General features: G+C 52.8%; 16 protein-coding genes and 3 tRNA genes. 11 read left to right on the top strand and 8 right to left on the bottom strand.

Features of this window, described 5'->3' with window-relative positions:
- Nucleotides 1-149: 149 nt before the first annotated feature.
- The 3 genes from B5G10_RS06390 to panC form a co-directional block, all read right to left on the bottom strand.
- Entirely contained in the window at nt 150-1,472 is a 1,323-nt protein-coding gene (locus B5G10_RS06390; RefSeq protein ID WP_087423907.1) for an MATE family efflux transporter, read from the bottom strand.
- Nucleotides 1,473-1,559: 87 nt separating this feature from the next.
- Nucleotides 1,560-1,910 carry an aspartate 1-decarboxylase gene (gene panD, locus B5G10_RS06395; RefSeq protein ID WP_087423908.1) on the bottom strand — a complete coding sequence of 117 codons (351 nt, stop codon included), beginning with the start codon at nt 1,908-1,910 and terminating at the stop codon, nt 1,560-1,562.
- A 12-nt stretch (nt 1,911-1,922) separates the two neighbouring features.
- A complete protein-coding gene (gene panC / locus B5G10_RS06400; protein ID WP_087423909.1) occupies nt 1,923-2,777 on the bottom strand; it encodes a pantoate--beta-alanine ligase in 855 nt (284 codons plus the stop codon).
- A 217-nt stretch (nt 2,778-2,994) separates the two neighbouring features.
- Between panC and B5G10_RS06405 the strand changes: the two genes are divergently transcribed.
- The 3 genes from B5G10_RS06405 (at nt 2,995) to B5G10_RS06415 (ending at nt 5,502) form a co-directional block, all read left to right on the top strand.
- A complete protein-coding gene (locus B5G10_RS06405; RefSeq protein ID WP_087423910.1) occupies nt 2,995-3,810 on the top strand; it encodes a glycogen/starch synthase in 816 nt (271 codons plus the stop codon).
- Nucleotides 3,811-3,830: 20 nt separating this feature from the next.
- Complete coding sequence (locus B5G10_RS06410; RefSeq protein ID WP_087423911.1) at nt 3,831-5,255, top strand: DUF4270 domain-containing protein; 1,425 nt, start codon at nt 3,831-3,833, stop codon at nt 5,253-5,255.
- Between the two features lie 174 nt (nt 5,256-5,429).
- A tRNA-Thr gene (locus B5G10_RS06415) sits at nt 5,430-5,502 on the top strand.
- Nucleotides 5,503-5,801: 299 nt separating this feature from the next.
- Here B5G10_RS06415 and B5G10_RS06420 read toward each other — a convergent pair.
- The 4 genes from B5G10_RS06420 to B5G10_RS06435 form a co-directional block, all read right to left on the bottom strand.
- A tRNA-His gene (locus B5G10_RS06420) sits at nt 5,802-5,878 on the bottom strand.
- 38 nt (nt 5,879-5,916) lie between these two features.
- A tRNA-Asp gene (locus B5G10_RS06425) sits at nt 5,917-5,993 on the bottom strand.
- Nucleotides 5,994-6,292: 299 nt separating this feature from the next.
- Complete coding sequence (locus tag B5G10_RS06430; RefSeq protein ID WP_087423912.1) at nt 6,293-8,569, bottom strand: choice-of-anchor J domain-containing protein; 2,277 nt, start codon at nt 8,567-8,569, stop codon at nt 6,293-6,295.
- A gap of 379 nt (nt 8,570-8,948) precedes the next feature.
- A complete protein-coding gene (locus B5G10_RS06435) occupies nt 8,949-9,851 on the bottom strand; it encodes an AraC family transcriptional regulator (RefSeq protein WP_087423913.1) in 903 nt (300 codons plus the stop codon).
- 153 nt (nt 9,852-10,004) lie between these two features.
- On the opposite strand from B5G10_RS06435, the gene B5G10_RS06440 reads away from it, so the two are divergent.
- Both B5G10_RS06440 and B5G10_RS06445 read left to right on the top strand, forming a co-directional pair.
- Nucleotides 10,005-11,912 carry a CocE/NonD family hydrolase gene (locus B5G10_RS06440; RefSeq protein WP_158098790.1) on the top strand — a complete coding sequence of 636 codons (1,908 nt, stop codon included), beginning with the start codon at nt 10,005-10,007 and terminating at the stop codon, nt 11,910-11,912.
- A 268-nt stretch (nt 11,913-12,180) separates the two neighbouring features.
- Nucleotides 12,181-14,109, top strand: a complete 1,929-nt coding sequence (locus B5G10_RS06445) for an NAD(+) synthase (protein WP_087423974.1) — start codon at nt 12,181-12,183, stop codon at nt 14,107-14,109.
- Nucleotides 14,110-14,154: 45 nt separating this feature from the next.
- On the opposite strand, the gene B5G10_RS06450 is transcribed toward B5G10_RS06445, so the two are convergent.
- Nucleotides 14,155-18,837 carry a translocation/assembly module TamB domain-containing protein gene (locus B5G10_RS06450; protein WP_087423915.1) on the bottom strand — a complete coding sequence of 1,561 codons (4,683 nt, stop codon included), beginning with the start codon at nt 18,835-18,837 and terminating at the stop codon, nt 14,155-14,157.
- Nucleotides 18,838-19,016: 179 nt separating this feature from the next.
- Here B5G10_RS06450 and tsaD point away from each other — a divergent pair, with 179 nt between their 5' ends.
- The 6 genes from tsaD to ftsY all read left to right on the top strand — a co-directional run bounded on the left by tsaD (nt 19,017) and on the right by ftsY (nt 23,111).
- Complete coding sequence (tsaD, locus tag B5G10_RS06455) at nt 19,017-20,036, top strand: tRNA (adenosine(37)-N6)-threonylcarbamoyltransferase complex transferase subunit TsaD (protein WP_087423975.1); 1,020 nt, start codon at nt 19,017-19,019, stop codon at nt 20,034-20,036.
- 12 nt (nt 20,037-20,048) lie between these two features.
- The gene (locus B5G10_RS06460) at nt 20,049-21,290 is read left to right on the top strand and encodes a competence/damage-inducible protein A (protein WP_087423916.1); all 1,242 of its coding nucleotides are present in this window, start codon (nt 20,049-20,051) and stop codon (nt 21,288-21,290) included.
- 121 nt (nt 21,291-21,411) lie between these two features.
- Nucleotides 21,412-21,666, top strand: a complete 255-nt coding sequence (gene rpmB / locus B5G10_RS06465) for a 50S ribosomal protein L28 (RefSeq protein WP_087423917.1) — start codon at nt 21,412-21,414, stop codon at nt 21,664-21,666.
- A 3-nt stretch (nt 21,667-21,669) separates the two neighbouring features.
- Entirely contained in the window at nt 21,670-21,858 is a 189-nt protein-coding gene (gene rpmG, locus B5G10_RS06470) for a 50S ribosomal protein L33 (protein ID WP_008861764.1), read from the top strand.
- A gap of 14 nt (nt 21,859-21,872) precedes the next feature.
- Nucleotides 21,873-22,025 (top strand): DUF4295 domain-containing protein, encoded by a 153-nt coding sequence (locus B5G10_RS06475; RefSeq protein WP_087407675.1) that lies wholly within the window; start codon nt 21,873-21,875, stop codon nt 22,023-22,025.
- A 132-nt stretch (nt 22,026-22,157) separates the two neighbouring features.
- Nucleotides 22,158-23,111 carry a signal recognition particle-docking protein FtsY gene (gene ftsY, locus B5G10_RS06480; protein ID WP_087423918.1) on the top strand — a complete coding sequence of 318 codons (954 nt, stop codon included), beginning with the start codon at nt 22,158-22,160 and terminating at the stop codon, nt 23,109-23,111.
- Nucleotides 23,112-23,126: the final 15 nt, after the last annotated feature.

Here is a 23,126-nt window from a genome sequence, read left to right on the forward strand (position 1 = left end):
TAGAACAAAATTATTTATACTGATGGATAAATCGGTGCAAAATTACTCAAAATCGGCGGAATATGCGAATAAAAACCAAAGAATAAATATTATAAATAATGTATATATAGGTGCGCTTCAACTCTTTGTCGAGGCTCGCCATTTGAGGGTTATATCTTCTTGTTTCTCCAGTTTGCCTTTTTGAAGAAGAGTATCGAGAGCAGCAGTTTGAACCCCCAATAGATATACTCGACGGTCCAGCAGAGCGAGATATCCACGCGTTGCCGCACGATGATTACATAGATGGCCAAAGTGTAGAAGACAATAGTGACCATCTCGATGAGGAAGGCCATTCGGGTGTCGCCCGTGCCCGATACCGACTGGAACAGGAGGTTACCCGGCAGAGCTAGCAGGTAGTAGGCCGACATGACATAGACCGAAGCCGTGCAGTTGGCAATGAGTGCGCTGTCGTTGGTGTAGATGAGCAGAATCCATTGTGGAAACAGGCACAGCAGGATAATGAGCGGCAGCACAATAGCGTAGCACATCTTGATGATGCGTCGCACGATGGGTATCACATCGTCGGCTCGGTGAGCCCCCATGGCATTGCTCACGAGGGTGCAGGCGGTGGCACCAAAGGCATTGACGGGCATGAACAACAGGGTAGAGGTGCTGCGTATGATGTTCGAGATGGCCAGGGGCAACTCTCCCAAATGTTCCACGGCTACAAAGAAGAGAAACCAGGTGCCTATGGTGAGGAAGTAGAGTATCATGCTCCACACCGACACGTTGAGTATCTCGCGGATGAGGCCGAGCCCTTGGAATCCGAATCGGGAGAGCTGGTATCGCTCCCGGTCGATGCAGAAGAGGGTATAGAGTATGAAGTGCAGAGCTGCCGAGGCTTCGGCCAGGACCGAGCCCAATGCGGCGCCGGCGATACCCATTTGCGGGGCGCCAAAGTTGCCGAATACGAAGATGTAGTTGAATACCACGTTGGCCACGGTCATGATGATGGCATTGACCATGAGCACGCGGGTGCGGGTTATCGCCACGAAGAAGGCGCGGAACATGACCCCTATCGAGGTGAACAGCAGACCGAAGATGCGGTACTCCATGTAATCTTCGCCGGCCTGGCATACGGCCGGTGACGAGATGAGCAGTTTGAGTAGCTGCGGGGTCCATACCAGTGAAGCCAGTACGAGTAGTATCGAGAAGAGTACCAGAAATAGGGTACCCTGGTTCATGATCGGCCCCAAAGCGCGATATTTTCCCTCGCCGTTTCGCCTGGCCATGAGTATCTGAGCCCCCGTGCTGAAGCCGAAAGTGACCATATAGAAGGCCAGGTAGAGCACGCCGGCCAGGGCCGAGGCTCCCAGCTCCACCTGCCCCACGCGGCCCATGAAGGCGGTGTCGGTGATGTTGATGAGGTTCTGTACAAAGAGGCTGACGAGAATGGGCAGTGCGATGCCCCAAATATCTTTACGACTGTACATCTGGTTGGGTTGGATGGAAAGGTTCAGTTATATAGCGAAAATGCCCACTCGACAATTCGGGCAGGCATTCTCAAATAGTGAGTTCGGTTATATCAGTTTGTTGGTCGCGGTGTCGGGGAAGACAACAGCCGGGGTAAAGTTGCGAGCCTCCTCGGGAGTCATCAAGGCATAGGCCATGATAATGACGATATCGCCGGGTTGTACCTTGCGGGCTGCGGCACCGTTGAGGCATACCACACCCGACCCTCGTTCGCCCTTGATGACATAGGTTTCAAATCGTTCGCCATTGTTGTTGTTCACGATCGATACTTTCTCATTGGCGATAATATTTGCCGCGTCCATCAGATCTTCGTCGATGGTGATGCTGCCGATGTAATTCAAATCGGCTTGAGTGACGGTAACTCTGTGAATTTTTGATTTTACAACCTCTATAAACATGGTTTTATTGTGTTATTTTTCGGGACGTCGATAAGCGATGTTGTCGATCAGTCTCACCTCACCGTCATACACCGTGATGCAGCCCACGATATAGTCCGAGTCGTTCCAGTTGGCAACAGGTTGCAACGTGTTTCCATCGACAATCTCGTAGTATTCTACGCGCATTTCGGGGATAGCGTTGAGCGTGGCGACCACTTCATCGATAGTCTCTTTCACCGAATGATCGGCTGCAAAGGTACGACTTTTAAACAAAGTCTCGGCTATTTTGGGCGCATTTCTTCGTTGCGATTCGGTGAGTCGGGTGTTGCGGCTGCTCAGGGCAAGGCCGTCGGGCTCGCGCACGATGGGTACGGCCACGATATTGAACGTGTAGCCCAGTTGGGCAGCCATGGCCCGGATGACGGCGATCTGCTGGAAATCTTTTTCACCGAAGTAGGCATTGTCGGGGCGCACGATGTCGAAGAGTTTGCTCACGATTTGAGCCACTCCGTTAAAGTGTCCCGGGCGATATTTCCCCTCCATCACCTCGGCTACCGGACCCAGATTGAATATCCGGGTATCTTCGGTCGGATACATCTCTTCGACCGAGGGGGCAAAGGCATAGCTGCAGTTGACCGACTCGAGCAGGGCGCAGTCCTTGTCGAGGGTGCGGGGGTAGAGCCGCAAGTCGTTTTTATCGTTGAATTGGGTAGGGTTGACAAATATACTCACCACCGTTACGTCGTTGTTGGCGACACTGGTCTTTACCAGTTGCAAATGTCCGTTGTGCAAGGCTCCCATTGTCGGTACAAGTCCTATCGTTTTACCGGCATTCCTGTCCGAATCGAGCTGTTGGCGCAATTCGGCGATTGTTGTGAATACTTTCATAATTGAACTTTGGTTAAAAAATCGTGCAAAAGAAACAAATAAAACCCAATTGACGAAATAAAGCCTGCTTTTTTCTGGATTGTAACCTCAAATATTTCGCATTGAGGGGAAAATATGAGAAGTCTGGCGATTTTTTGTTGTTAATACTTCTAATAATTCGAGGATTCAGCCGTTTTTTTTTATATCTTTGCAAAACTAATCGAGTTTAAAGAGTAGAATGAAAGAAGCCAAAGTTCTATTTATCGCCCAAGAGATTACCCCGTATTTACCGGAGTCGGAGATTGCTCACATCTGTCGCTATTTGCCGCAGGGCATCCAGGATAAGGGGCATGAAATACGCACGTTTATGCCCAAGTATGGCTCTATTAACGAGCGTCGTAACCAATTGCACGAAGTCATTCGGCTGTCGGGTATGAATTTGATTATCGACGATACCGACCATCCGCTTATCATCAAGGTTGCTTCGATTCAATCGGCTCGGATGCAAGTCTATTTTATCGATAACGACGACTATTTTCAGCGTAGTGCCGATGGGGTAGCCGAGGAGGCCATGCGTCCCGATAACGACGAACGCAGCATATTCTTTGTGCGCGGTGTGATGGAGACGGTAAAAAAACTGCGGTGGACGCCCGACATTATCCACTGTCATGGCTGGATTACGGCGTTGGCTCCTCTCTATATCAAGAAGAGTTATGCCGAGGATCCTTCGTTCAGAGATGCCAAGGTGATTTACTCGCTGTATGACAACGATTTTAAAACTCCGTTCGACCCGCGATTTGCCGAGAAACTGAAACTCGAGGGTATTCAAGACAGCGACCTTCCCTTTGCTGTGGGCGATGAGGTCGATCCCGTCACGCTCAACAAGCTGGCTGTGCAGTATTGCGATGGTGTGATACAGGGAAGTCAAAATATCAACTCTCAAATTACCGATTACGTCAAGCAGCTGAATGTCCCATTCTTGGAATATCAGGACCCCGAAAATTATATTGAAGCCTATAACGACTTTTATGGTAAAATTGTAGGGAACGAATAACATCAGTTACTAAATAGGAAATGAAAGTTTTGAAATTTTTGCCGATAGCTTTCCTTTTGGCTTTAGGCATCTCTTCGTGTGGCGACGAAAACAGCCTGATAGGCTCGTCGATAGTCGATACGGATCTTGAAATCGTGGTGGACTCTTCCTTTCAACGCATGATAACCGCCGAGTCTATACCCAACGATAGTGTCGTAGGTCGCACGATAACCCAGTTGATCGGTCGCATTTCGATTCCCGGATATGGAAAACTGGAGACCGATTTTCTCACCCAGTTCATGCCGGCATCGACGTTCGATACCACAGGTGTCGATAGACTCGACTCGCTGGTGCTCTACCTGAACTATAATGCCGATTCGTTTACGGGCGACTCGTTGGCTCCCATGCAGTTGAGTGTCTATCCGCTTGAGCAGCAACTCAAATCGCCTGTGTATAGCAGTATAAATCCGGCCGACTATTACAACGCTCAGAGCGAACCTATCGCCTTGAAGAGCTACAACGCCTCGTTTCTGGGGTTGCCCGATTCGTTGGTGAAGTTGGGGTATAAAACCATACGGGCGAAGTTGCCCGATGCGATGGCCGAACAACTCTTCCAGAAATACAAGACCGATCCGCTCGTCTTCTCTTCGCCCAGCCGGTTTACCCAATACTTCCCGGGCCTCTATGTGAAGACCTCCTATGGAAGCGGTTGCGTAGTGAATGTGCAGAACTCGGTGATAAATCTGCATTATACCAAAACCACAGTCGTCAACGATAAAGATTCTACTTATGCCGCCATGCAAACTCTCATGGCAGTGACCCCCGAAATAACAACCGGCAACCACATAAAATTCGAAATCGATCCTTCGGTACAGAGTAATATTGCTGCCGGTAAGGTCTATTTGATAGCTCCGGCGGGACTGAATGTCTTGTTGCACTTCCCTACACGCGAAATCGTGAGAAGTTTCGAGGAGTCGGTGGGAGCCGAGGGCTTGACTGTCCAGGGGCTTATCAACTCGCTCATCCTTACGGTGCCGTTGAAAGAACTGGTTTCGAACAAGTATAACCTGCAGCCGCCGCAATTCCTGCTCTTTGTACGCAAAAGCGAGCTTCAGTCATTCTTTGAGAAAAAAGAGTTGGCCGATAACGTGAGGTCGTTTTATGCCGAGTACAACAGCGATACACGCACCTATAGCTTTACAGGGTTACGCACTTTCCTGAACGATGTCATTGAGAAGAAACGTCAGGGTATCGAGATAACCGATGCCGATGAAGAGATTGTGCTTGTGCCCGTATCGGTGTATAGCGAGACGGTATCGGCAGGTAGCAGTTATTACTACTATTCCTATAACGAGCAAGAGGTGGTTACCGATATCGTGCCCTATATTGCAGCACCTTCGTTTGCCGAAATTGATATGGATAATATTAAATTGCAGTTGACATACAGCCGCCAGAAGGTGAAATAATACTTCGACAGGCCAACGATAACACAGGATAAAGCGGGGTAATTTTTTACCCCGCTTTCTTTTTTTTGTAGAGTGGGGATGATTGTCGCGAATAAAAAAATAGGCCGAAGCAATAAAAAAATAAGGGAAAGAGTTGGCGCGTTTTATCAAAAGTATTACCTTTGCACCGCAATCGCCACAATAGCTCAGTCGGTAGAGCATTTCATTCGTAACGAAAAGGTCCCGGGTTCGAGTCCCGGTCGTGGCTCGAAAAGAGGTTCAATGCAAATTGAATCTCTTTTTTTGTTTGTATCTCCTTGTGATGTGGAGGAGTGCTTGTGTCACTTCGTACCTAATGCGTGGCTCAATATAGAGTGCCGGGGTATCATCCCGCACTTGATGCGGGATCCAGTAGTGCGTCTTTTGCTGCTCTGGCATTTCTTTTGCCGGTAACTTTGTTGGGTGTTCTTGGATACCATGTCGCAGCGATGCATGAATTGGGAGGTTGTATTGCAGTATGGGGAAAAACAAAAATCGGCAAGAACTTTATGTCCTTGCCGATTTCTGTGGGGTGCTAGATGGGACTCGAACCCACGACCCTCGGAACCACAATCCGATGCTCTAACCAACTGAGCTACAGGCACCATGTTTGTTTTTCATAAAGGAGTTATCCTCGCTTTACTGGCGGTGCGGACGGGACTCGAACCCGCGACCCCATGCGTGACAGGCATGTATTCTAACCAGCTGAACTACCGCACCAGTTTGGTTTTGCGACGGCAAAGATAGGCCAATTTTTATTTCTACGCAATACCTTGGGCAAGAATTTTTGCAAAAAAAAATCATGCCTTTTTTTATCCTGCACGAAAACAAATACTTACCTTTCGATAGCTCTCGATACAGTGGCGATATTCTTTGTGTGAGCCAGTGTTGGGAGTGGTATGGGTGAATTACCTTATTTAAAAGATACATGCCCGGGCAAGGGTGAAATCCCTTGGTCCCGGGCATGTATGGCGATCGTTTGTGACTTTGGGTAGGAAAGTCACGCTGGCATAGCTAATTTAGCGAACAATCACCTTATGGGTTGAGTTGCCTGTGGCAGTTGTGGCTTGCAGGATATAGATTCCACGGGCGAGGTGAGAGATTTGCACCAGACCGTTTTCGGCAGCATATTGTCCCATTTGTATTCCCGATGTGGTGTATAGCGATACCTGTTGCAGTCCGTCGGCCATGATGCTGACAACCGTTCCCTGTTGGGCTATCGATACCGCCTGACTGTTGGCCGTGTTGATTCCCGATTGCGATTTCACGAGAACCGACAGGGGAATGTATTTGTCGGCGGCACCGCGAGAGGCAAGTTTCACATAGGCTTCGTGAACTCCCAGATTGGTGCTGTTGAACGACACGGTGAACGAGCCACCGGCAGCAGGGAGCGATGTGGTCGAGAGTTTGAATTTGCTGGGATTGGCTCCGCCAAGCGACAGTTTTATCGGTTCGGTCAGATTCTTGCCGGTCACGGTAATCTTTCCGCTCACCTGGTCTTTACTTTGTGCGGCAACCATCGATACGTGGGTCGAGTCGCTGGATACCTCGGGCAGGTCGGTACGACCCCAACCGATGTCGTCGATATAATAGGTCACGGCATTTTCATTACCCCAAAGTCCGGTGTATTTGAAAGCCATGAAGAATACATCGTTGATGTTCTGTCCCTCCAGATTTACGTGTATTTCGTTCCATTCGCCGTTTTGGTCGGGGGTAGCCGGTATGCCGGCTTCCAGGGACTGGAAGAATATCGGGCTCCCGGGAATGGTATCGATGTAGTAGAGCTCGAGCTTGGTGGGGCAGTTCTCGAACATGTTCTCGCCCATGACGCGGAAGGTAAAGGTTTTCCCGGCCGTGTTGTAGCTCAAGGGAGGTGTAACAATCCACATCTCTACGCTGTCGTTGCTCTGTTCTTGATATACATATCCCGAGGCTTTGGCCATCTTCTCACCATCGAGCTCGTATCCCCACCAGGGACGCTCTCCTTTGCGGACTACGTTTTGCCAGCCTTCGAGTTGCAGATTCTCGTTTTTGACGGCACTGTCGAAGGTTTCGAACAGTTGTTCGCGGGGATTGCTCATGTTCCAGTTGAAATCTCGGGTGAGCGGATCTTCTACCGGGGTATCACCGGCGGTAGCCGTACCCTTGAGATCTACCACGAGTTCTTTCCCTTCGAGGGTGGTAAAGTGAATCTTCGAATGGTAATTCCCGGCCTGGTTGGGGGCAAAGGTGAAGGTGATGGGGTTGGAGATGTTTTTGACAAACAGGGTGCTCGATATGCTGAAGGCCGCTCCTTCGATGTGTTCGATCGAGGCTCTCACATAGTCGATGCAGTTTTGGCTCGAGAGGGTAGCCTTTGCTGTGCTTCTTTCGTTGACTTTGGCAGTAAAGGCCGGGATGGTGGCGGGCTCGAGAGAGATTGTGGGCGGGTTGTTGGGGTCGATGCAATAGCCTTTCAGTTGGAAGGTCTGCGTGAGTTCGTAGTTGCCGGCACTCTCGATGGAGACTGTAGCCGTGTGGCGACCGATGACTGTGGGATTATAGGTGAAGATCACCTCTTGTGTGGGCTCGGTTGTCGATTGTACCGAGGCACTGAAGTATTGGGAGTCTTTGCCCGTGATGCTGATGGTCACCGGCTGGGAGAGGTTGGCCTGCTGGATGGTTACGGTAGGATAGTCGATTGGTTGGTTGAGCCGGGTCGAGAGTTCGGTAAAGCTGTTGGGCGACACGTTCAGTGTGGGTTCGGTAGGGGTGGCTCCCTCGACCTTCTGGAAACTGAAATCGTCGAACAGTACAGAGGCATTCTTGGCCACCATCACGTTGAAGTAAAAGCGGGTAGCCCCTTCGGGGAGGGTGGTCTCGACCGCCTTCTCGGTCCAGTCGCTGGCGGTGAAGAAGTCGGTTATCAGCTTGTCGCTGTCGTGATCGAGTTTGCCGTCGCGGGGAGACTCCCAGTAACAGTTCAGTTTGACGTCGCTGCCGCTTTGCGAGGTCAGTACTTTGTATTTGATACGCAGGCGGTAGGTAGCTCCCGACTCGAAATTGCCGGCAATCTCTTGGCTCAAATAGCTCTCGTTTCGTGAGGCTTTGGTGACTTTCAGAGCTTGTTCACCCTCGACCTTGTCGGTGGTTTCGATATCCAGTGTAATTCCTGTGGCACTCCAGTCATCGAAAGTAGTCCCAAAGAAGGGGCTGGTAGAGGTGTCTTCGAATCCCGGGTTGGATAACATCTCGTCGGCCGCGAAAGTGCTGGTAGCCAGCAGCCAAAGGGGGAGGAGTAATAATAATTTTTTCATATAAAAAGTGAGTTAAAGGTAGGGAAGAGCCCGACGTCAAGGCCTTTCCATACGGTTAGAATTTAGAATATAGATGATTTTTATTGGGCAATCTGTGTTTGGGACGATACTTCGATTTTTACGGAGTAGATATCCCCTCGTGTGGCGTATATTTTTTGCATAAAAAGCGAGTTGTTAGATTAACTATTCTATATATTTTGTTTTGGGGGGATAAATATAGAATACACTTTTACGAAAAACATAAAAGTCAATGTAACTTTTACTCTTTTTTAACGTATAAAATAGTTTAAAATTGACGAATTTTTAGTAGTGTAAAAGGTTCAAGAGTAGCGGTTTTTACTCCTCTTGATTAATATATAAACAGCTGTAAAACAGGTGACTATTTGTCTTGTCGGGCTTTTGCCTCTTGAGCCCGGTAGTGCAGGGGTGACAGGCCGGAGTTGGTTTTGAAAAATTTGCCAAAGGCCGATTGGTCCGAGAAGTTGAGTTCGTCGGCAATGGCCTGTATGGGGAGGTCGGTGTGGCGAAGCAGTCGGCAGGCTTCGGCATAGAGCAGACCGGTGATGAAGTAGGCTGCCGTCTTGTGGGTGGTCTTACGGATTATGCGCGAGAGATAAGAGGGCGATATCGACAGGTGGCGAGCATAGAACTCGATATAGTGTTCACGCTTGTAGTGCTGGATGAGGAGGGCGATAAACTGCTGGAAAAGCTGTTCGGAGTGGCCCGGAGCGTTAGTCGAGTCGGCACGCGGGTCAATCATCTCGAGCACTTGCAGCAAGACCGCATGTAGGAGATGGTGCAGAATCTCCTCCTGGTAGGAGCCATGCCGGGCAATGTGTCGGGCGATTTGTTGCAGGTCGTTGGCCAGGTCGTTGGCTTGCTCGGGCGCCAGGTGCAATATGGGCGACTGGGTTCGACAGAAGAAGAGCGGGTATTGCCGGTAAGCCGGGTTGGTGGCCAGCAGGCGCTCGAAGAGGGTGCGCTCGCACAGCAGGTGCAGGGCGGTGAAATCGGGGCTTTGGCGGGTGAGCGCAACCAGCAAGCTGGGCCAGAAGAGCAGCATGTCGCCGGGGCCCACCGTGTGTTCCCGGTAGTTGAGCGAGAATGTAGCTTTGCCTTGCCGAATCAGTATCACCGAGAAGATGTCGGCAAAGACCGGAGGAATGGTGTCGATGTTTACCAACCGGTCGCTCATCTCGAAACAGGCCAGACTGTTCCCATATACCTCCTTTACCTGGTGGTATTCTGTGAGTTCACTAAGCCTTATAATCCTCTCTTTCATCTGCCGGTTGTAGCGGGTTTGACAGGGTAAAGATAGGGAATGTTCAGTATTTAACCAATAATGGCATTTGATTTAACACTCGTAGCCGAGGGCGATTGCCGAAATTTGCAGCACAAGAAACCTGAATGTTTAACCGATAAAAAGGATAACGATATGACAAACCAATGGATGTATGCAGGCGCTTTGGCGCTGATAGCTTTGTGTACACAATGCGGTGTGTCTGCCCGTCGGGAGATTACGCTGCACGATGTCCAGGGACGAGAGATGACAGTTCCCCTTCGTAAAGCTCTGTCGGTAGATGCACCTCGGGTGCGTTACCCGGGATTCAACCCCGATACGCTGGTGTTGAAGGCCGGCAGTGTGCGACGCGAAGGGGCCATGCCGCTGCCGTGCGATATTTTGCTCGAGCGCGATGTGCCTATCCGGTTGCGCGACGGCGTGACTATCTATGCCGATGTGTTCCGTCCCGTAGGCAATGAGGTATGCCCGGCCATTCTGGCCTGGAGTCCTTATGGCAAGGAGATAGGCGGGCAGATGCTCGACGATGTGCCCATGCGTTCGGGGGTACCCTTGTCGGCCACTTCGGGGCTGGAGAAGTTCGAGGGTCCCGACCCGGCCTACTGGGTGGCACATGGCTATGCCATTGTCAATCCCGACAAGCGGGGAGCCTATATGTCGGAGGGTAATTTGCTCTACTGGGGACACGAGGATGCCCTCGACGGTTGTGATGTGATCGAGTGGATTGCCTCGCAGCCCTGGTGCAACGGCAAGGTGGGCATGTCGGGCAACTCGTGGCTCACCGTGTCGCAGTGGTTCATTGCGGCCGAGCGTCCCGAGCATCTGGCTGCCATTGCTCCGTGGGAGGGATTTTGCGACCACTACCGTGAGTCGGGTACCCGGGGCGGAATACCGGCGCCCGAGTTCCCCGAGATGATTGCCGAGACCTTTGCTTCGGCACACGGTATGCTGGAAGATCAGCCCCGCATGATTGTCGAGCACCCTTTCATGTGCGCTTATTGGGAAGACAAGGCTGCCCGGGTCGAGAATATCGAGATACCGGCCTATGTGGTAGCCAGCTATACCAACTCGGTGCATACCCACGGCTCCTTTGCCGGATTTCGCCGCATGGCCTCGAAAGAGAAGTGGTTGCGGGTACACAACACCAGCGAGTGGTTCGACTATTACACACCCGAGAATGTGGAGGATCTGCGTCGCTTCTTCGATCACTATCTGAAGGGTATCGACAACGGTTGGGAACAGACCCCGCGGGTGCGCCTGTCGGTGTTGAATCCCGGTGGTACCGACATTGTGGGACGAGCCGAGGAGGATTTCCCGCTGGCCCGTACCCAGTATCGCAAACTCTATCTGTCTGCTGCCGACAGCTCTCTGCTCACCTCGTTGCCTGCTGGCCAGGCCGTGAGTGAATATCAGTCGGACAGCGCCCGTCACGAGGTGACCTACCGCTATCGCATGGAGCAGCCTACCGAGATTACCGGCTACATGAAACTGCACCTGTGGGTATCGGCCCCCGATCATGACGATATGGACCTGGCCGTGCGGGTTGAGAAACTCTCGCGCGACGGCCAGCCGCTCCCCGACCGCACGGGCAACCTTATTGCTGCCACGGGACTGTTGCGGGTGTCGATGCGCCAGTTGGACGAGACCCGTTCGACGGAGTCGGAACCGTATTACACCTTTACTACCGAGCAGAAGTTGAAGCCGGGCGAGATTGTTCCTGTCGAAATCGAGATATGGCCCATGGGGCTCTACTTCGACGAGGGTGAAATACTGCAACTCACCGTGGGGGCCTATCAGCCCCAAAAGGCGGCCATTCCCTTCGGTTCGGCTTCGATTTCGGTTCCGCGCGACGGGTTCACCTATATGCCGGGGCAGCCGGTCGAGATGATAACCGTGGGGGGGAACGCCACCCAGTGTGCCGACCCGGCTGAGGTGGTTGTTTCGCCGGCTACTCACAATGCCGGGCGTCATCGCATCTATACAGGTAGCAAGTACGATAGCTACCTCTATGTGCCCGTGATACCGGATAATTCTGTGAAATAACCAAGCGCTACGGCGGTGTTTGCCATCGGGATATAGAGAAGCTCAAACCTCTCTGTATCCGCACCGCCGGCGCTTCGCATAAAAACTCTCATATCATCGAAAGGGGAGGGATGGCTCCACACGTTTGTGGGGCGTCTCTCCCCTTGTTGTAGTATCGATTACAGAGGGGTGGGTTGTGGTCCCATGCACAAAAGGGTAGAGAATATGGCCGCCGATGGTTATAATCCCAGGTAAATTTTTTACATTTGTCGAGGTTAACCGTATGAATATGGCACAAAATTTTGGATTCGTAAAAGTGGCGGCGGCAGTTCCCGGTGTGGAGGTGGCCGACTGCCAATATAATGTCGTCGAGATAGAGAAGCAGATAGCCGAGGCTTCGGAACAGGGCGTGCAGATAATCGTCTTTCCCGAAATGTCGGTCACGGCCTACACCTGTGGCGATCTGTTTGGCCACACCCTGTTGCTCGAGCAGGCACAGCAAGCCCTGTCGCATTTGCTCGAGGTCACAGCCCATTGCGCGTTACTGTGCGTCGTGGGTATGCCCGTGGCCTGGCAGAACAGTCTTTACAACTGCGCTGTCGCTTTTCAGCAGGGACGCATCCTGGGGGTAGTCCCCAAGAGCTATCTGCCCAATTATAAAGAGTTTTACGAGGAGCGCTGGTTCGCTTCGGGTCTTACGGTTCGGGGCGAGAGTGTCGAACTGTGCAGCAACCGGGTGCCTTTCGGTACCGACCTTCTCTTCGAGAGTGCCGGCGCCGTGGTGGGTATTGAACTGTGTGAAGACCTGTGGGTGCCCATACCACCCAGCAGCCATCTGGCCCGGCAGGGTGCCGATATCATTCTCAACCTGTCGGCCACCAACGAGTTGATAGGCAAGCACCACTACCTGCTCTCGCTGTTGCGGCAGCAGTCGGCACGCTGTCTGGCCGGTTATGTCTATGCTTCGGCTGGTTTTGGCGAATCATCGACCGACCTGGTTTTTGCCGGCAACGGTATCGTGTTGGAAAATGGTTCTATCTTGGCTCAAACCGAGCGATTTGTCCAGGCACCTCGCCTGGCGGTGAGCGAAATCGATGTGGAGCGGCTCCGCACCGAGCGAAGGGTCAAGACCTCGTTTGCACAGGGCACCGATTCGATGGAGCACCCCGTGCGACACATCCCTTTCGTGCTGGCCGATGTACCTTTGCACCTCACCCGTCGGGTATCGTCGCGCCCCTTTGTCCCTGCCGATTCGGCCACACTGAACGACCGCTGCGAGGAGATTCTCTCGATTCAGGCTGCCGGGTTGGCCAAGCGGCTTGTTCACACACGGGCTCAAAGTGCAGTGATAGGCATCTCGGGTGGACTGGATTCGACCCTGGCGTTGCTGGTGGCGGTCAAGGCGTTCGACAAGCTGGGAGAGTCGCGACAGAAGATTATCGGGGTAACCATGCCGGGATTCGGCACGACGGGGCGCACCTATCGCAATGCCGTGGCTCTGATGCAGGCCTTGGGTATCACGTTGCGCGAGATTTCTATCCGCGAGGCCTGTGAGCTCCATTTCAGGAATATCGGGCACGATATCTCGGTACAGGATGTCACTTACGAAAACTCCCAGGCTCGGGAGCGCACGCAGATATTGATGGATATCGCCAACCAAACGGGCGGACTGGTTGTGGGTACCGGCGACCTGTCGGAACTGGCATTGGGCTGGGCTACCTACAACGGCGACCACATGTCGATGTATGGGGTATCGACGAGTATTCCCAAGACGCTGGTCAAGTATCTGGTGCGTTGGGTAGCCGAGAACGAGTTGACGGGTGAGGCCCGCGAAACGTTGCTCGATATTGTGAATACGCCTATCAGTCCCGAGTTGATTCCGGCCGACGAGAACGGCGAGATAAAACAGAAGACCGAGGATTTGGTGGGGCCCTATGCGTTGCACGACTTTTTCCTGTTCAACATGCTCCGCTACGGTTTCTCGCCGGCCAAGCTCTACTACCTGGCGCGGTATGCCTTTGCGGGAGAGTTTGACGACGAGACGATAAAGAAATGGCTGAAAGTCTTTTGCCGTCGTTTCTTCAACCAGCAGTTCAAACGCTCCTGCTTGCCCGACGGGCCCAAGGTGGGATCGGTAAGTCTCTCGCCGCGAGGCGACTGGCGTATGCCCAGCGATGCGTCGAGTGCCATGTGGCTGCGCGAGTGCGACGAATTGTAATTGACAGAATAATATATATAAAAGGTAATCGGGCCGGGCGAGGAGTTATTCCTCTTCCGGCTCGTTTGGTTTCAAGGCCGGCTGTGCCTTCCCGCCCGAAATCGAATCGGTGGGCAGGGCGGGCGTGGCCGGTGTGGTGTGTCGGGTCGAGTCGGCCGGAGCCTCGGGAATAACCGGTGTGGCCTGGCGGGTAGTATCGGGCGCAACCTCGGCAGGAGGGGTGTTGCGTTTGAACAGGTCGCTCCAGCGGTTGAAATCGTGGCGCAGCATGATACCCACGCCCTGGGTGGTGAGAGCCGATTTGATGTAGTAGTTCTGGTCGTTGTAGTGGTTGTAGGCCTTCAGCCGTATGGTTCCGCTCTTGTTGAGCAGGTACTCCAGATCGAAGTCTCCGATAAAAGTGTTGTTGTTCAGTGTATTGTCGCGATACCCGAAATTGCCGTTGAAGATGAGCCGGTTGTTGAGCAGCTGGCTCGAGAGAGCGAGATCGACCTCCATGTCGGAGAAGTCGCCTTTTTCGCTGCGGAAGTTAGGCGAGATGTTCCAGTTGTCGCTCAATTGGCCCAGGATATTCCCCAGTTGCGACGAGAGAGTCGATGAGGCCACTGATACCAGCTCGTTGTTTCGGCTCTGTCCCATATTCATGAAGTCGGGGGTATAGAACCGGTTCAAGGCCAGCAGATAGATGATTTGGCGGTTCATCATGTCGTTGGTGCTGATGATGCTGCGCACCCGGCGGTCCACATCCTGGGTGAGGGTGGGGAAGGCAATGTCGAACGAGAGGTCGGGACGGCGCACGTCGCCAGCCACATTCAGGATGGTCTGTACCGGTACGGTAGTGCGGGTGAGCTCCTTGTCGTTGGCAAAGTTCTCGTCGAGGTCGAGCAGGTTGGCCGTGAGCGAGTAGATGGCCGATATGTCGAGGTTGGTCGCCATGGGGTCGCCGTGGAAGGAGACCCGGCTTCCCTCCTTGATGGAGAAGTCGCGGGTGATGATATCTTGCAGGCTGAAGTTGTAGCTTCCCTTCTCCAGCACATAGGAGCCATAGAGTTTCATGTCGTCGTCCACCGAGTTGTATTCCAGTAAGATACTTCCCCGGCCGGTCGCCTTGATCATGTCGCCGGTCGATTTGTCCATCACCAGGTTCACCTTGGCCTGGTTGGTAGCCTCGATTTGGAGGTTGAGCGACAAGACACTGTTGGCTTGAGTCTTGTCGTCCTCGAGCATGCGGGCATTGTTTTTGATAGCCATGCTGTCGGTGAGACTCTCTTCGGCCACGATCACGGGGCGGCTCGAGTTGGTAAAGGTGATGAAATCATATTCGCCGGCCGCCTCGCTGCCCGAGAGGACAAACGTGAATTTCGACTGATCGCCGGTGGCCATGTTTACATCGATGCGGTTATAACCCGGTTCGCCCTTGATGAGCGCCGAGCCGGAGCCATAGATTGTGCCGTAGTAGGTGGAACTTTGTCGCTCGGTCATGTCGTAGGCGAGGAAGTCGCGGGCATTGGTGATGGCAATATCGTAGGTGAGGTCTTTGAAGTTGTGATGCGCGAGCCATCCCGACGCTTTGGCCGTGTGGCGCAGCTTGTCATAGACGGTCACGTTGTCGAACCAGATGCGGGTGGGCGAGAGGTGTATGCTGTCGGTGAGCGTGTAGTGTGTGTTGAGGTAGCCGATGCCGAAGTTGAAGTTCTCGACATAGGCATCGCCCGTCACATTCAGAGCCTTGAACCGGCCGTAGAAGTCGATATGCCCGCTGGCCACTCCCGAGAGGTCGGTCATGACGGTTTCGACAAAGGGGTTCAGGAAGGCAATGTTCAGCCGGTCGGGGTCGAACGAGAGGGCGAGCGAGTCTTTGGTGGGGAAGATATAGCCGTCGATATAGGTCTGTTTCTCTTCGGGCGTCTCGACAAAACCTTTCATGAGGATACCCTGGTTGTCGTTGTCCCACATGCTGAAGAGGTGCAGGTCGCCAAATACAGCTCCGTTATAGGCAAAGTTCTTGACATCGAACTGCTCGGTGCTGAGTCGGGGGGCCGATGTGAAGAGGTGCGAGGCCACCAGGTTGCCGGTGGCATTGCCGCCGAACGATACATGCCTGATGTTGAGTGTGCCGAATATGTAGTCGAGATCTACGTCGTTGAGCTTTATGTCGAGCTCGTCGTCCTCCAGGGCCGAGGCAACACCGTCGATGAGTATGTATTGCGGGGCATGCGATATTTCGAAGTCGCGTATCTCGAGGCGTTTGTCGGTAAAGGTAAGTTCGGCCGGTTTCATCTGCCAGATGGTGTCGTTGAAGATGAGCTTCGAGGGATTGATGCGGGTGTGCACCTGCAACTTGTCTTCGTCGGGGGTGCGCATGAAGGAGGTCGAGGTGTTCAGTTCGCCGTAGAAGGTCGATTTGGTGTCGTTGTTCCAGTTGAGCACCAGGTCGAGGTTGTCTTTGCAGGCTTTGCTGCGCAGGCTCCAGGTGGTGCGTATTTGCTTTTTGTTATAGGTATTGGTTTCAACCGACAGGTACATGTCGGCAGAGTCTTTGCGGGCACTGATATAGGTGTCTTCGATATGACTCTTCTTATACCACAGATGGGGTATCTCGCCGGTAACGACAGCCGTGCTGCGGGTACTGTTCATTTCGCCTTCGAGAATGGCCCGGTCGGTAAGGGTAATAGGCAGGTCAAACACCTGTGCCATGTGCATATTGGGCTCGATGGTGAAGCGGAATCGGAAGTCGTTGGGTGTCGTTGGAGCGACCTCTTTTCTCTTTTTGCCTTTGACCCGGTGCGAGCTCGGTTTCGTTTCGGCCGGTTGGGGCAGAAGCGAAGGGAGGGCATCGGTCACGAGGCGTTGCAGCGATTGAGGCAGTGACGAGAATTTGTAGTTGCCCTCGACCCAGCCGTTGATGTAGTCCGAGGTGATGGCGATACTTTGCGGTGTCTGTCGGTTGTGAGCCTCGATGCTCAGCCGGTCGATGGTGAACACGTCGTCGGGCTTTGTAAATACCAGGCTGTCGATCGATATCGAGCCCTCGGCATTGTCGAGGTCGTTGCCGGTGAATTGGGCCGTAGCGTTGAAATCCAGTTTGGACCCCTTGTACTTGGGCATCAGTCGCAACTCGGCCACGCGGATGTCGCGAGCCTGCAGGTTGAGGTCAAACTCCGACTCCTGCTGTTTCAGCACGGCGAGGCCTTCCACTTGTACCCGTCCGTTGGGATCGTCGATTTGGGCGATGCCGTTGTAGCGGTTGTCGCCGAACTCGCCGTTGAGGGTGATGTTTTCATAGGGGTAGCCCTTGTATTCGAAGTAGTTGACGGTGCCTGCAAGTGTACCCGAGGGAGCCCGGTTGCGACTCTTGCGGCTGTCGAGCTCGACCTTGAAGATGATTTCGCCGTAGGGGTTACCTTCGGCAAAGAGTCCGTTCAGGTTGAACTTTTGCGACTCGATGAGGCCCGAATAGCGTATCGTACCCGGAGTCCCGTTCTGTTTGGCGGTGACGTCGGAGTGGATGGTTCCCAGGTCGGTAGTCAGGGTACCGCAGGCTGTCAGGTCGCGATGCTGGTTGGCAATATTGCCGCTGAACTGTATGTGCCCCAACCGGGCAATGGTGTGGCGTTGCTCGTCGGTGAGAGAGGGGATCTTTTGCAGAATGTGGTCCATTCCTTCGGCCGAGGCGTTCAGCGTGATGGGGTCGCACACGATGCTTCGGTTGGTGGCATCGGTTATCTGTTTGACGGCGATTTGACTGTGGGCCGTGATGCTCCCTTGCCCGAAATCGAAGTCGAAGGTGTGCACATAGAAATTGTTGGGGGTACCCGACAGGTGTACCGACAGATTGACCGAGGTGTCGATTCCGTTGAGCAGAGGAACGAACGGAGCTATGTCGTTCAAGGCTATCCGGGCCAGAGGTATTTGCAGCGAGAAGCGGGTCTTGTCGATAATCTGGCGGGCCGAGAGCGAGTCGGGCAGGGTAGCCGTGAGGGGCTTTATGTCGATGAGGCTACCGGGCAGTTGTATCTTGAAATCACTCAGCGATACCTGTTGGCGATTGCCTTCCAACTTGAATTGCAGCCGGTTGAGTGAGAAGCCCGAGCGTTCGTCAAAGGCCATTCGTCTGACCGCCACATTAATCGAGTCGCCGGTAAGCGACTTGATCGAGAGTTTCGACAAGAGGTTGTGCACCTCGATGTGGTGTGGATCGAATCGCCCCGGTTCGGCCGGGGGGGCCGACAGCAGGTCGTAGCGTATTTTGCCCCGGCGAATGATGGCGTTGTTTATCTTGAACTTGATTTTTTCTTTGGGTTGGCCCGATTTGCTTTTGAAGGCATCGATGACAAATTGCAGGTTGGTGACCGAGTCGGGAGTTGCCTGTGTGATGTGGGCATTGAGACCAAACAACTGGATGTTGGTGAAGATGAGCTCTTTGTTGAATATGAGATCCGAGAGGGCAATACCGGCCGAGAGCTTGTTGGCATACATCAGCGTGTCGCCCTTCTGGTCGGGAAGATAGACCCCGAAGAGTTCGAGCTTGTTGAAGGGCGAGATTTGTATGCGGTCGATGGCTACGGGACTGCCCAGCAGGGTCGAGAGCTCTTTGACACCGACACGCCTCACCCGGTCCTGTACGCCGGGAATCGACAGCAGGATATAGGAGAGCGTGTATATCGCTATGATCGAGATGATAACGATATGGACAAGGATCCGAAATACCGAATAGAATTTCCTCATATTTAAAACGATACAAAAATAGTGTATCCTTTTGAAAGTTTCGACAGAATCGGCTCTTTTCTTTCGGGACGAGTTGTGAAAAAAAATGTAAAGTCGAGCGCTTTTTGCCTATAAATATGTATTTTTGCAGACCTCGAAAGAGCGATCATTATTATAGTATCAAAGATAAACCATACGATATGAGTGTAACAATCTTAGGCATAGAATCGTCGTGCGACGATACCTCGGCAGCTGTGATTCGCGACGAGGTGATGCTGTCGAATGTGATTGCCAGCCAGGCCGTGCACGAAGCCTATGGCGGTGTGGTACCCGAACTGGCTTCGCGAGCTCATCAGCAAAATATCATTCCCGTGGTTTCTGAGGCCCTGAAACGGGCCGGGGTCAAACCCGAAGAGTTGAATGCCGTAGCCTTCACCCGGGGGCCGGGCCTCATGGGGTCGCTGTTGGTGGGTACCTCGTTTGCCAAGGGATTCACGACGGCCCTCAATATTCCGCTGGTCGAAGTCAACCACTTGCAGGCTCATGTGATGGCTCATTTCATCAAGCGTTCGCCCGACGACAATACGCGGCCTCCTTTTCCCTTCCTGTGTCTGCTCGTTTCGGGCGGGAACTCACAGATTATAAAGGTAGAGGCCTACAACAAGATGTCGGTCATCGGGCAGACTATCGACGATGCAGCCGGCGAGGCCTTCGACAAGTGTGCCAAGGTGATGGGGTTGCCCTATCCCGGCGGACCGATAGTCGATCGCCTGGCCAAGGAGGGAAATCCCAAGGCCTTTGCTTTGAACAAACCGCATATACCCGGGCTCGATTACAGCTTCAGCGGTTTGAAGACCTCGTTCCTCTACCTGTTGCGCGACCGCGTGAAGGAAGACCCCGATTTCATTGCCAAGAACCAGTGCGACCTGTGTGCTTCGTTGCAGGCCACGATTGTCGATATACTCATGGACAAGCTCTATAAAGCGGTGAAACAGACGGGTATCAAGCACGTGGCTGTAGCCGGCGGCGTCTCGGCCAATTCGGCCGTGCGGGGCGCCTTTGAGGAGTATGCCCGCCGCTACGGCTGGACGGTCTATCTGCCGCCCTTCTCGTTTACTACCGACAATGCTGCCATGGTGGCCATTACAGGATATTACAAGTATCTGGACAAAGAGTTTTGCAGTATCGAGAAGGCACCCTTTGCCCGGGTCGAGATATAAAATGCATAACTCATGAATGTCGAGATTATTGTTATCGGCGACGAACTGCTAATCGGGCAGGTCACCGATACCAACTCGGGGTGGATTGCCCGCGAGTTGAATCATGTGGGGTGGGAGGTTACCGAAATTACCACCGTGCGAGACCGGGAGCGCGAGATTACCGATGCGCTCGACAGTTCGTTCAGTCGAGTCGATGTGGTGCTGATGACCGGCGGCCTGGGTCCCACGAAAGACGATATTACCAAGCAGACCCTCTGCCGCTATTTCGGTGGCAAGATGGTCTTCGACGAGACGGTGTGTGCCCATGTCGAGGAGATTTTTCGTCGGCGCCATTTGCAGATGAACACCTCGACACACGACCAGGCCTATGTGCCCGACGTGTGCACCGTCATAGAGAACCCGGTGGGCACGGCGCCCGTCATGTGGTTCGAGCGCGAGGGTAAGGTATTGGTATCGATGCCGGGTGTCCCCATGGAGATGAAGACGGTAATGCAACAGACCGTTATCGACCGGTTGCGTCACCACTTCAGCGACCACTCGGCCATCTTGCACCGCACCTGTCTGGTCAAGGACTTTACCGAGTCGCGTCTCTCCGAATCGCTTGTCGATTTCGAGCGTCAGTTGCCTGCCTGCATCAAGTTGGCCTATCTGCCCACGCCCGGTGTTATCCGCCTGCGGCTTACGGCCCGCGGCGACGACGAGACCCAGTTGCAGACGGTTATAGACGGTGAGTTTGCCAAGTTGAAAGCCCAGTTGGGCCCGCATCTGTTTTGCGATACCGATACCACATTGGCCGGGGCCGTGGGACTCATCCTGGCCCGGCGAGGCGAGACGGTAGCCACGGCCGAGAGTTGCACCGGCGGCAACATAGCCCACGAGATTACACGCGTGGCCGGTAGCTCAACCTATTTCAAAGGCAGTGTCGTGGCTTATGCCAATGAGGTGAAAGAGCATGTGCTGCAAGTCTCGCCCCAGACCCTCGAGCAGTGCGGAGCCGTGAGCCGCGATACCGTGTTGCAGATGACGGCCGGTGTGCAGCGGTTGCTCTCGGTCGATTGTGCGGTGGCCACCTCGGGCATTGCCGGTCCGGGTGGAGGCAGTGTCGAGAAACCGGTAGGCACGGTGTGGATTGCCGCCCGTTACGGCACGCGCGACAAAGTCGAGTGTTTCCACTTCGAAGGAGACCGCGAGCAGGTGATTTCGCGGGCCACGCAAGCGGCACTACTCATGCTGGTACAGCTCCTCACCGAGTAGGGTGAACGGAAAAAGTTTCTATTTTAATAGGCTAAAAATTTGGAACCTATTCTTAAAATGCTTTACTTTGCACTCTGTTTGCGAAAGCAGTAAGAAAAAACAAATAAAATAATAGATAGCGATGTCAAAGATTTGTCAAATTACAGGGAAAAAAGCAATGGTTGGCAACAACGTTTCGCACTCGAAAAGAAGAACGAAAAGAAGATTCAATGTCAACCTCTTTACGAAGAAATTTTATTGGGTAGAACAGGATTGCTGGATCACGCTTACACTGTCGGCTGCCGGTCTTCGTACAATCAATAAAATGGGATTAGACGCAGCTCTCAAACAAGCTGCCGGAAATGGGTATTTAACTGAAGTAAAAATGTTGTATTAAGATATGGCAAAGAAAGCAAAAGGTAATCGCGTTCAAGTAATCCTTGAGTGCACGGAGCACAAGGCTAGTGGTATGCCTGGAACGTCGCGTTATATTACCACCAAGAACAGAAAAAATACCACAGAGCGTTTGGAGTTGAAAAAATACAACCCCATTCTGAAAAGAGTTACTGTACACAAAGAAATAAAATAAGGAAGGATTGAACCATGGCAAAGAAAACAGTTGCATCGTTGCAAAAAGGCGAAGGCCGTACTTATTCTAAAGTGATTAAAATGGTGAAATCGCCGAAAACGGGTGCTTACACGTTCCAAGAGGAAATGGTACCCAACGACTCGGTGAAGGACGTACTGAGTAAGTAAGTCATAATTAGCGCAATATAAAGAAAACTTTCTTATACAAAATGTGTAAGGAAGTTTTTTTTTACCATGATAATTTTATAGCTTTGCATAATGTGCAGTAGCTCTGCACGACGACATATTAAATATTCACATATGGGATTTTTTGATTTCTTTTCGAGAGAGAAAAAGGAGACCCTGGACAAAGGGCTCTCCAAAACCAAAGAGGGCGTGTTTTCCAAACTGGCCCGCATCGTGGCCGGGAAGTCTCAGGTCGATGATGCCATTCTGGACGATTTGGAAGAGGTGCTCATTACCTCGGATGTGGGCGTAGAGACTACGCTGCGCATCATCGAGCGTATCGAAAAACGGGTGGCTCGTGACAAATATATCAATACCAACGAGCTGAATCGTATTCTTCGCGAAGAGATCACCGCGCTCTTGACCGAAAACGGTGTGGAAGAGGAGGGCGAGTTTACCGTGCCTGCCGACAAGAAACCCTATGTGATTATGGTTGTGGGCGTGAACGGTGTGGGCAAGACGACCACGATTGGAAAGCTGGCCTACCAGTACAAGAAGCGCGGCTACAGCGTCTATCTGGGTGCCGCCGATACCTTCAGGGCCGCCGCCGTAGAGCAGTTGATGATTTGGGGCGAGCGGGTAGGTGTACCCGTGGTGAAACAGAAGATGGGGGCCGACCCTGCTTCGGTAGCCTTCGATACCCTCAGCTCGGCCAAAGCCAACAATGCCGATGTGGTGATTATCGATACCGCCGGTCGTCTGCACAACAAGCTGAACCTGATGAACGAGCTAACCAAAATCAAGAAGGTGATGGAAAAGATCGTGCCCGGGGCTCCGCACGAGGTGCTGCTGGTGCTCGACGGCTCGACCGGGCAGAATGCCTTTGAACAGGCCAAACAGTTTACGGCAGCCACCGAGGTAAACGAGCTGGCGATAACCAAGCTCGACGGTACGGCCAAGGGGGGTGTGGTCATCGGTATATCGGACCACTTCAAAATCCCCGTCAAGTACATTGGGTTGGGCGAGGGCATGGAAGACTTGCAGGTATTCCGCCGGAAAGAGTTCGTCGATTCCCTGTTCGGTGATTGATTTTTGAATTTCCCA

Origin of the sequence: Barnesiella sp. An55 (assembly GCF_002161555.1) — a bacterium.
GTDB classification, from domain to species: Bacteria; Bacteroidota; Bacteroidia; order Bacteroidales; family Barnesiellaceae; genus Barnesiella; species Barnesiella merdipullorum.

Excerpts from the sequence above, each read along its gene's own strand:
- B5G10_RS06410 (WP_087423911.1), top strand. The coding sequence starts at position 3,831 with ATGAAAGTTTTGAAATTTTTGCCGATAGCTTTCCTTTTGGCTTTAGGC.
- panD (WP_087423908.1), bottom strand. The coding sequence starts at position 1,910 with ATGTTTATAGAGGTTGTAAAATCAAAAATTCACAGAGTTACCGTCACT.
- panC (WP_087423909.1), bottom strand. The coding sequence starts at position 2,777 with ATGAAAGTATTCACAACAATCGCCGAATTGCGCCAACAGCTCGATTCG.
- B5G10_RS06445 (WP_087423974.1), top strand. The coding sequence starts at position 12,181 with ATGGCACAAAATTTTGGATTCGTAAAAGTGGCGGCGGCAGTTCCCGGT.
- B5G10_RS06475 (WP_087407675.1), top strand. The coding sequence starts at position 21,873 with ATGGCAAAGAAAACAGTTGCATCGTTGCAAAAAGGCGAAGGCCGTACT.
- B5G10_RS06440 (WP_158098790.1), top strand. The coding sequence starts at position 10,005 with ATGACAAACCAATGGATGTATGCAGGCGCTTTGGCGCTGATAGCTTTG.
- B5G10_RS06430 (WP_087423912.1), bottom strand. The coding sequence starts at position 8,569 with ATGAAAAAATTATTATTACTCCTCCCCCTTTGGCTGCTGGCTACCAGC.
- ftsY (WP_087423918.1), top strand. The coding sequence starts at position 22,158 with ATGGGATTTTTTGATTTCTTTTCGAGAGAGAAAAAGGAGACCCTGGAC.
- B5G10_RS06450 (WP_087423915.1), bottom strand. The coding sequence starts at position 18,837 with ATGAGGAAATTCTATTCGGTATTTCGGATCCTTGTCCATATCGTTATC.
- B5G10_RS06405 (WP_087423910.1), top strand. The coding sequence starts at position 2,995 with ATGAAAGAAGCCAAAGTTCTATTTATCGCCCAAGAGATTACCCCGTAT.
- tsaD (WP_087423975.1), top strand. The coding sequence starts at position 19,017 with ATGAGTGTAACAATCTTAGGCATAGAATCGTCGTGCGACGATACCTCG.
- B5G10_RS06460 (WP_087423916.1), top strand. The coding sequence starts at position 20,049 with ATGAATGTCGAGATTATTGTTATCGGCGACGAACTGCTAATCGGGCAG.
- B5G10_RS06390 (WP_087423907.1), bottom strand. The coding sequence starts at position 1,472 with ATGTACAGTCGTAAAGATATTTGGGGCATCGCACTGCCCATTCTCGTC.
- rpmG (WP_008861764.1), top strand. The coding sequence starts at position 21,670 with ATGGCAAAGAAAGCAAAAGGTAATCGCGTTCAAGTAATCCTTGAGTGC.
- B5G10_RS06435 (WP_087423913.1), bottom strand. The coding sequence starts at position 9,851 with ATGAAAGAGAGGATTATAAGGCTTAGTGAACTCACAGAATACCACCAG.
- rpmB (WP_087423917.1), top strand. The coding sequence starts at position 21,412 with ATGTCAAAGATTTGTCAAATTACAGGGAAAAAAGCAATGGTTGGCAAC.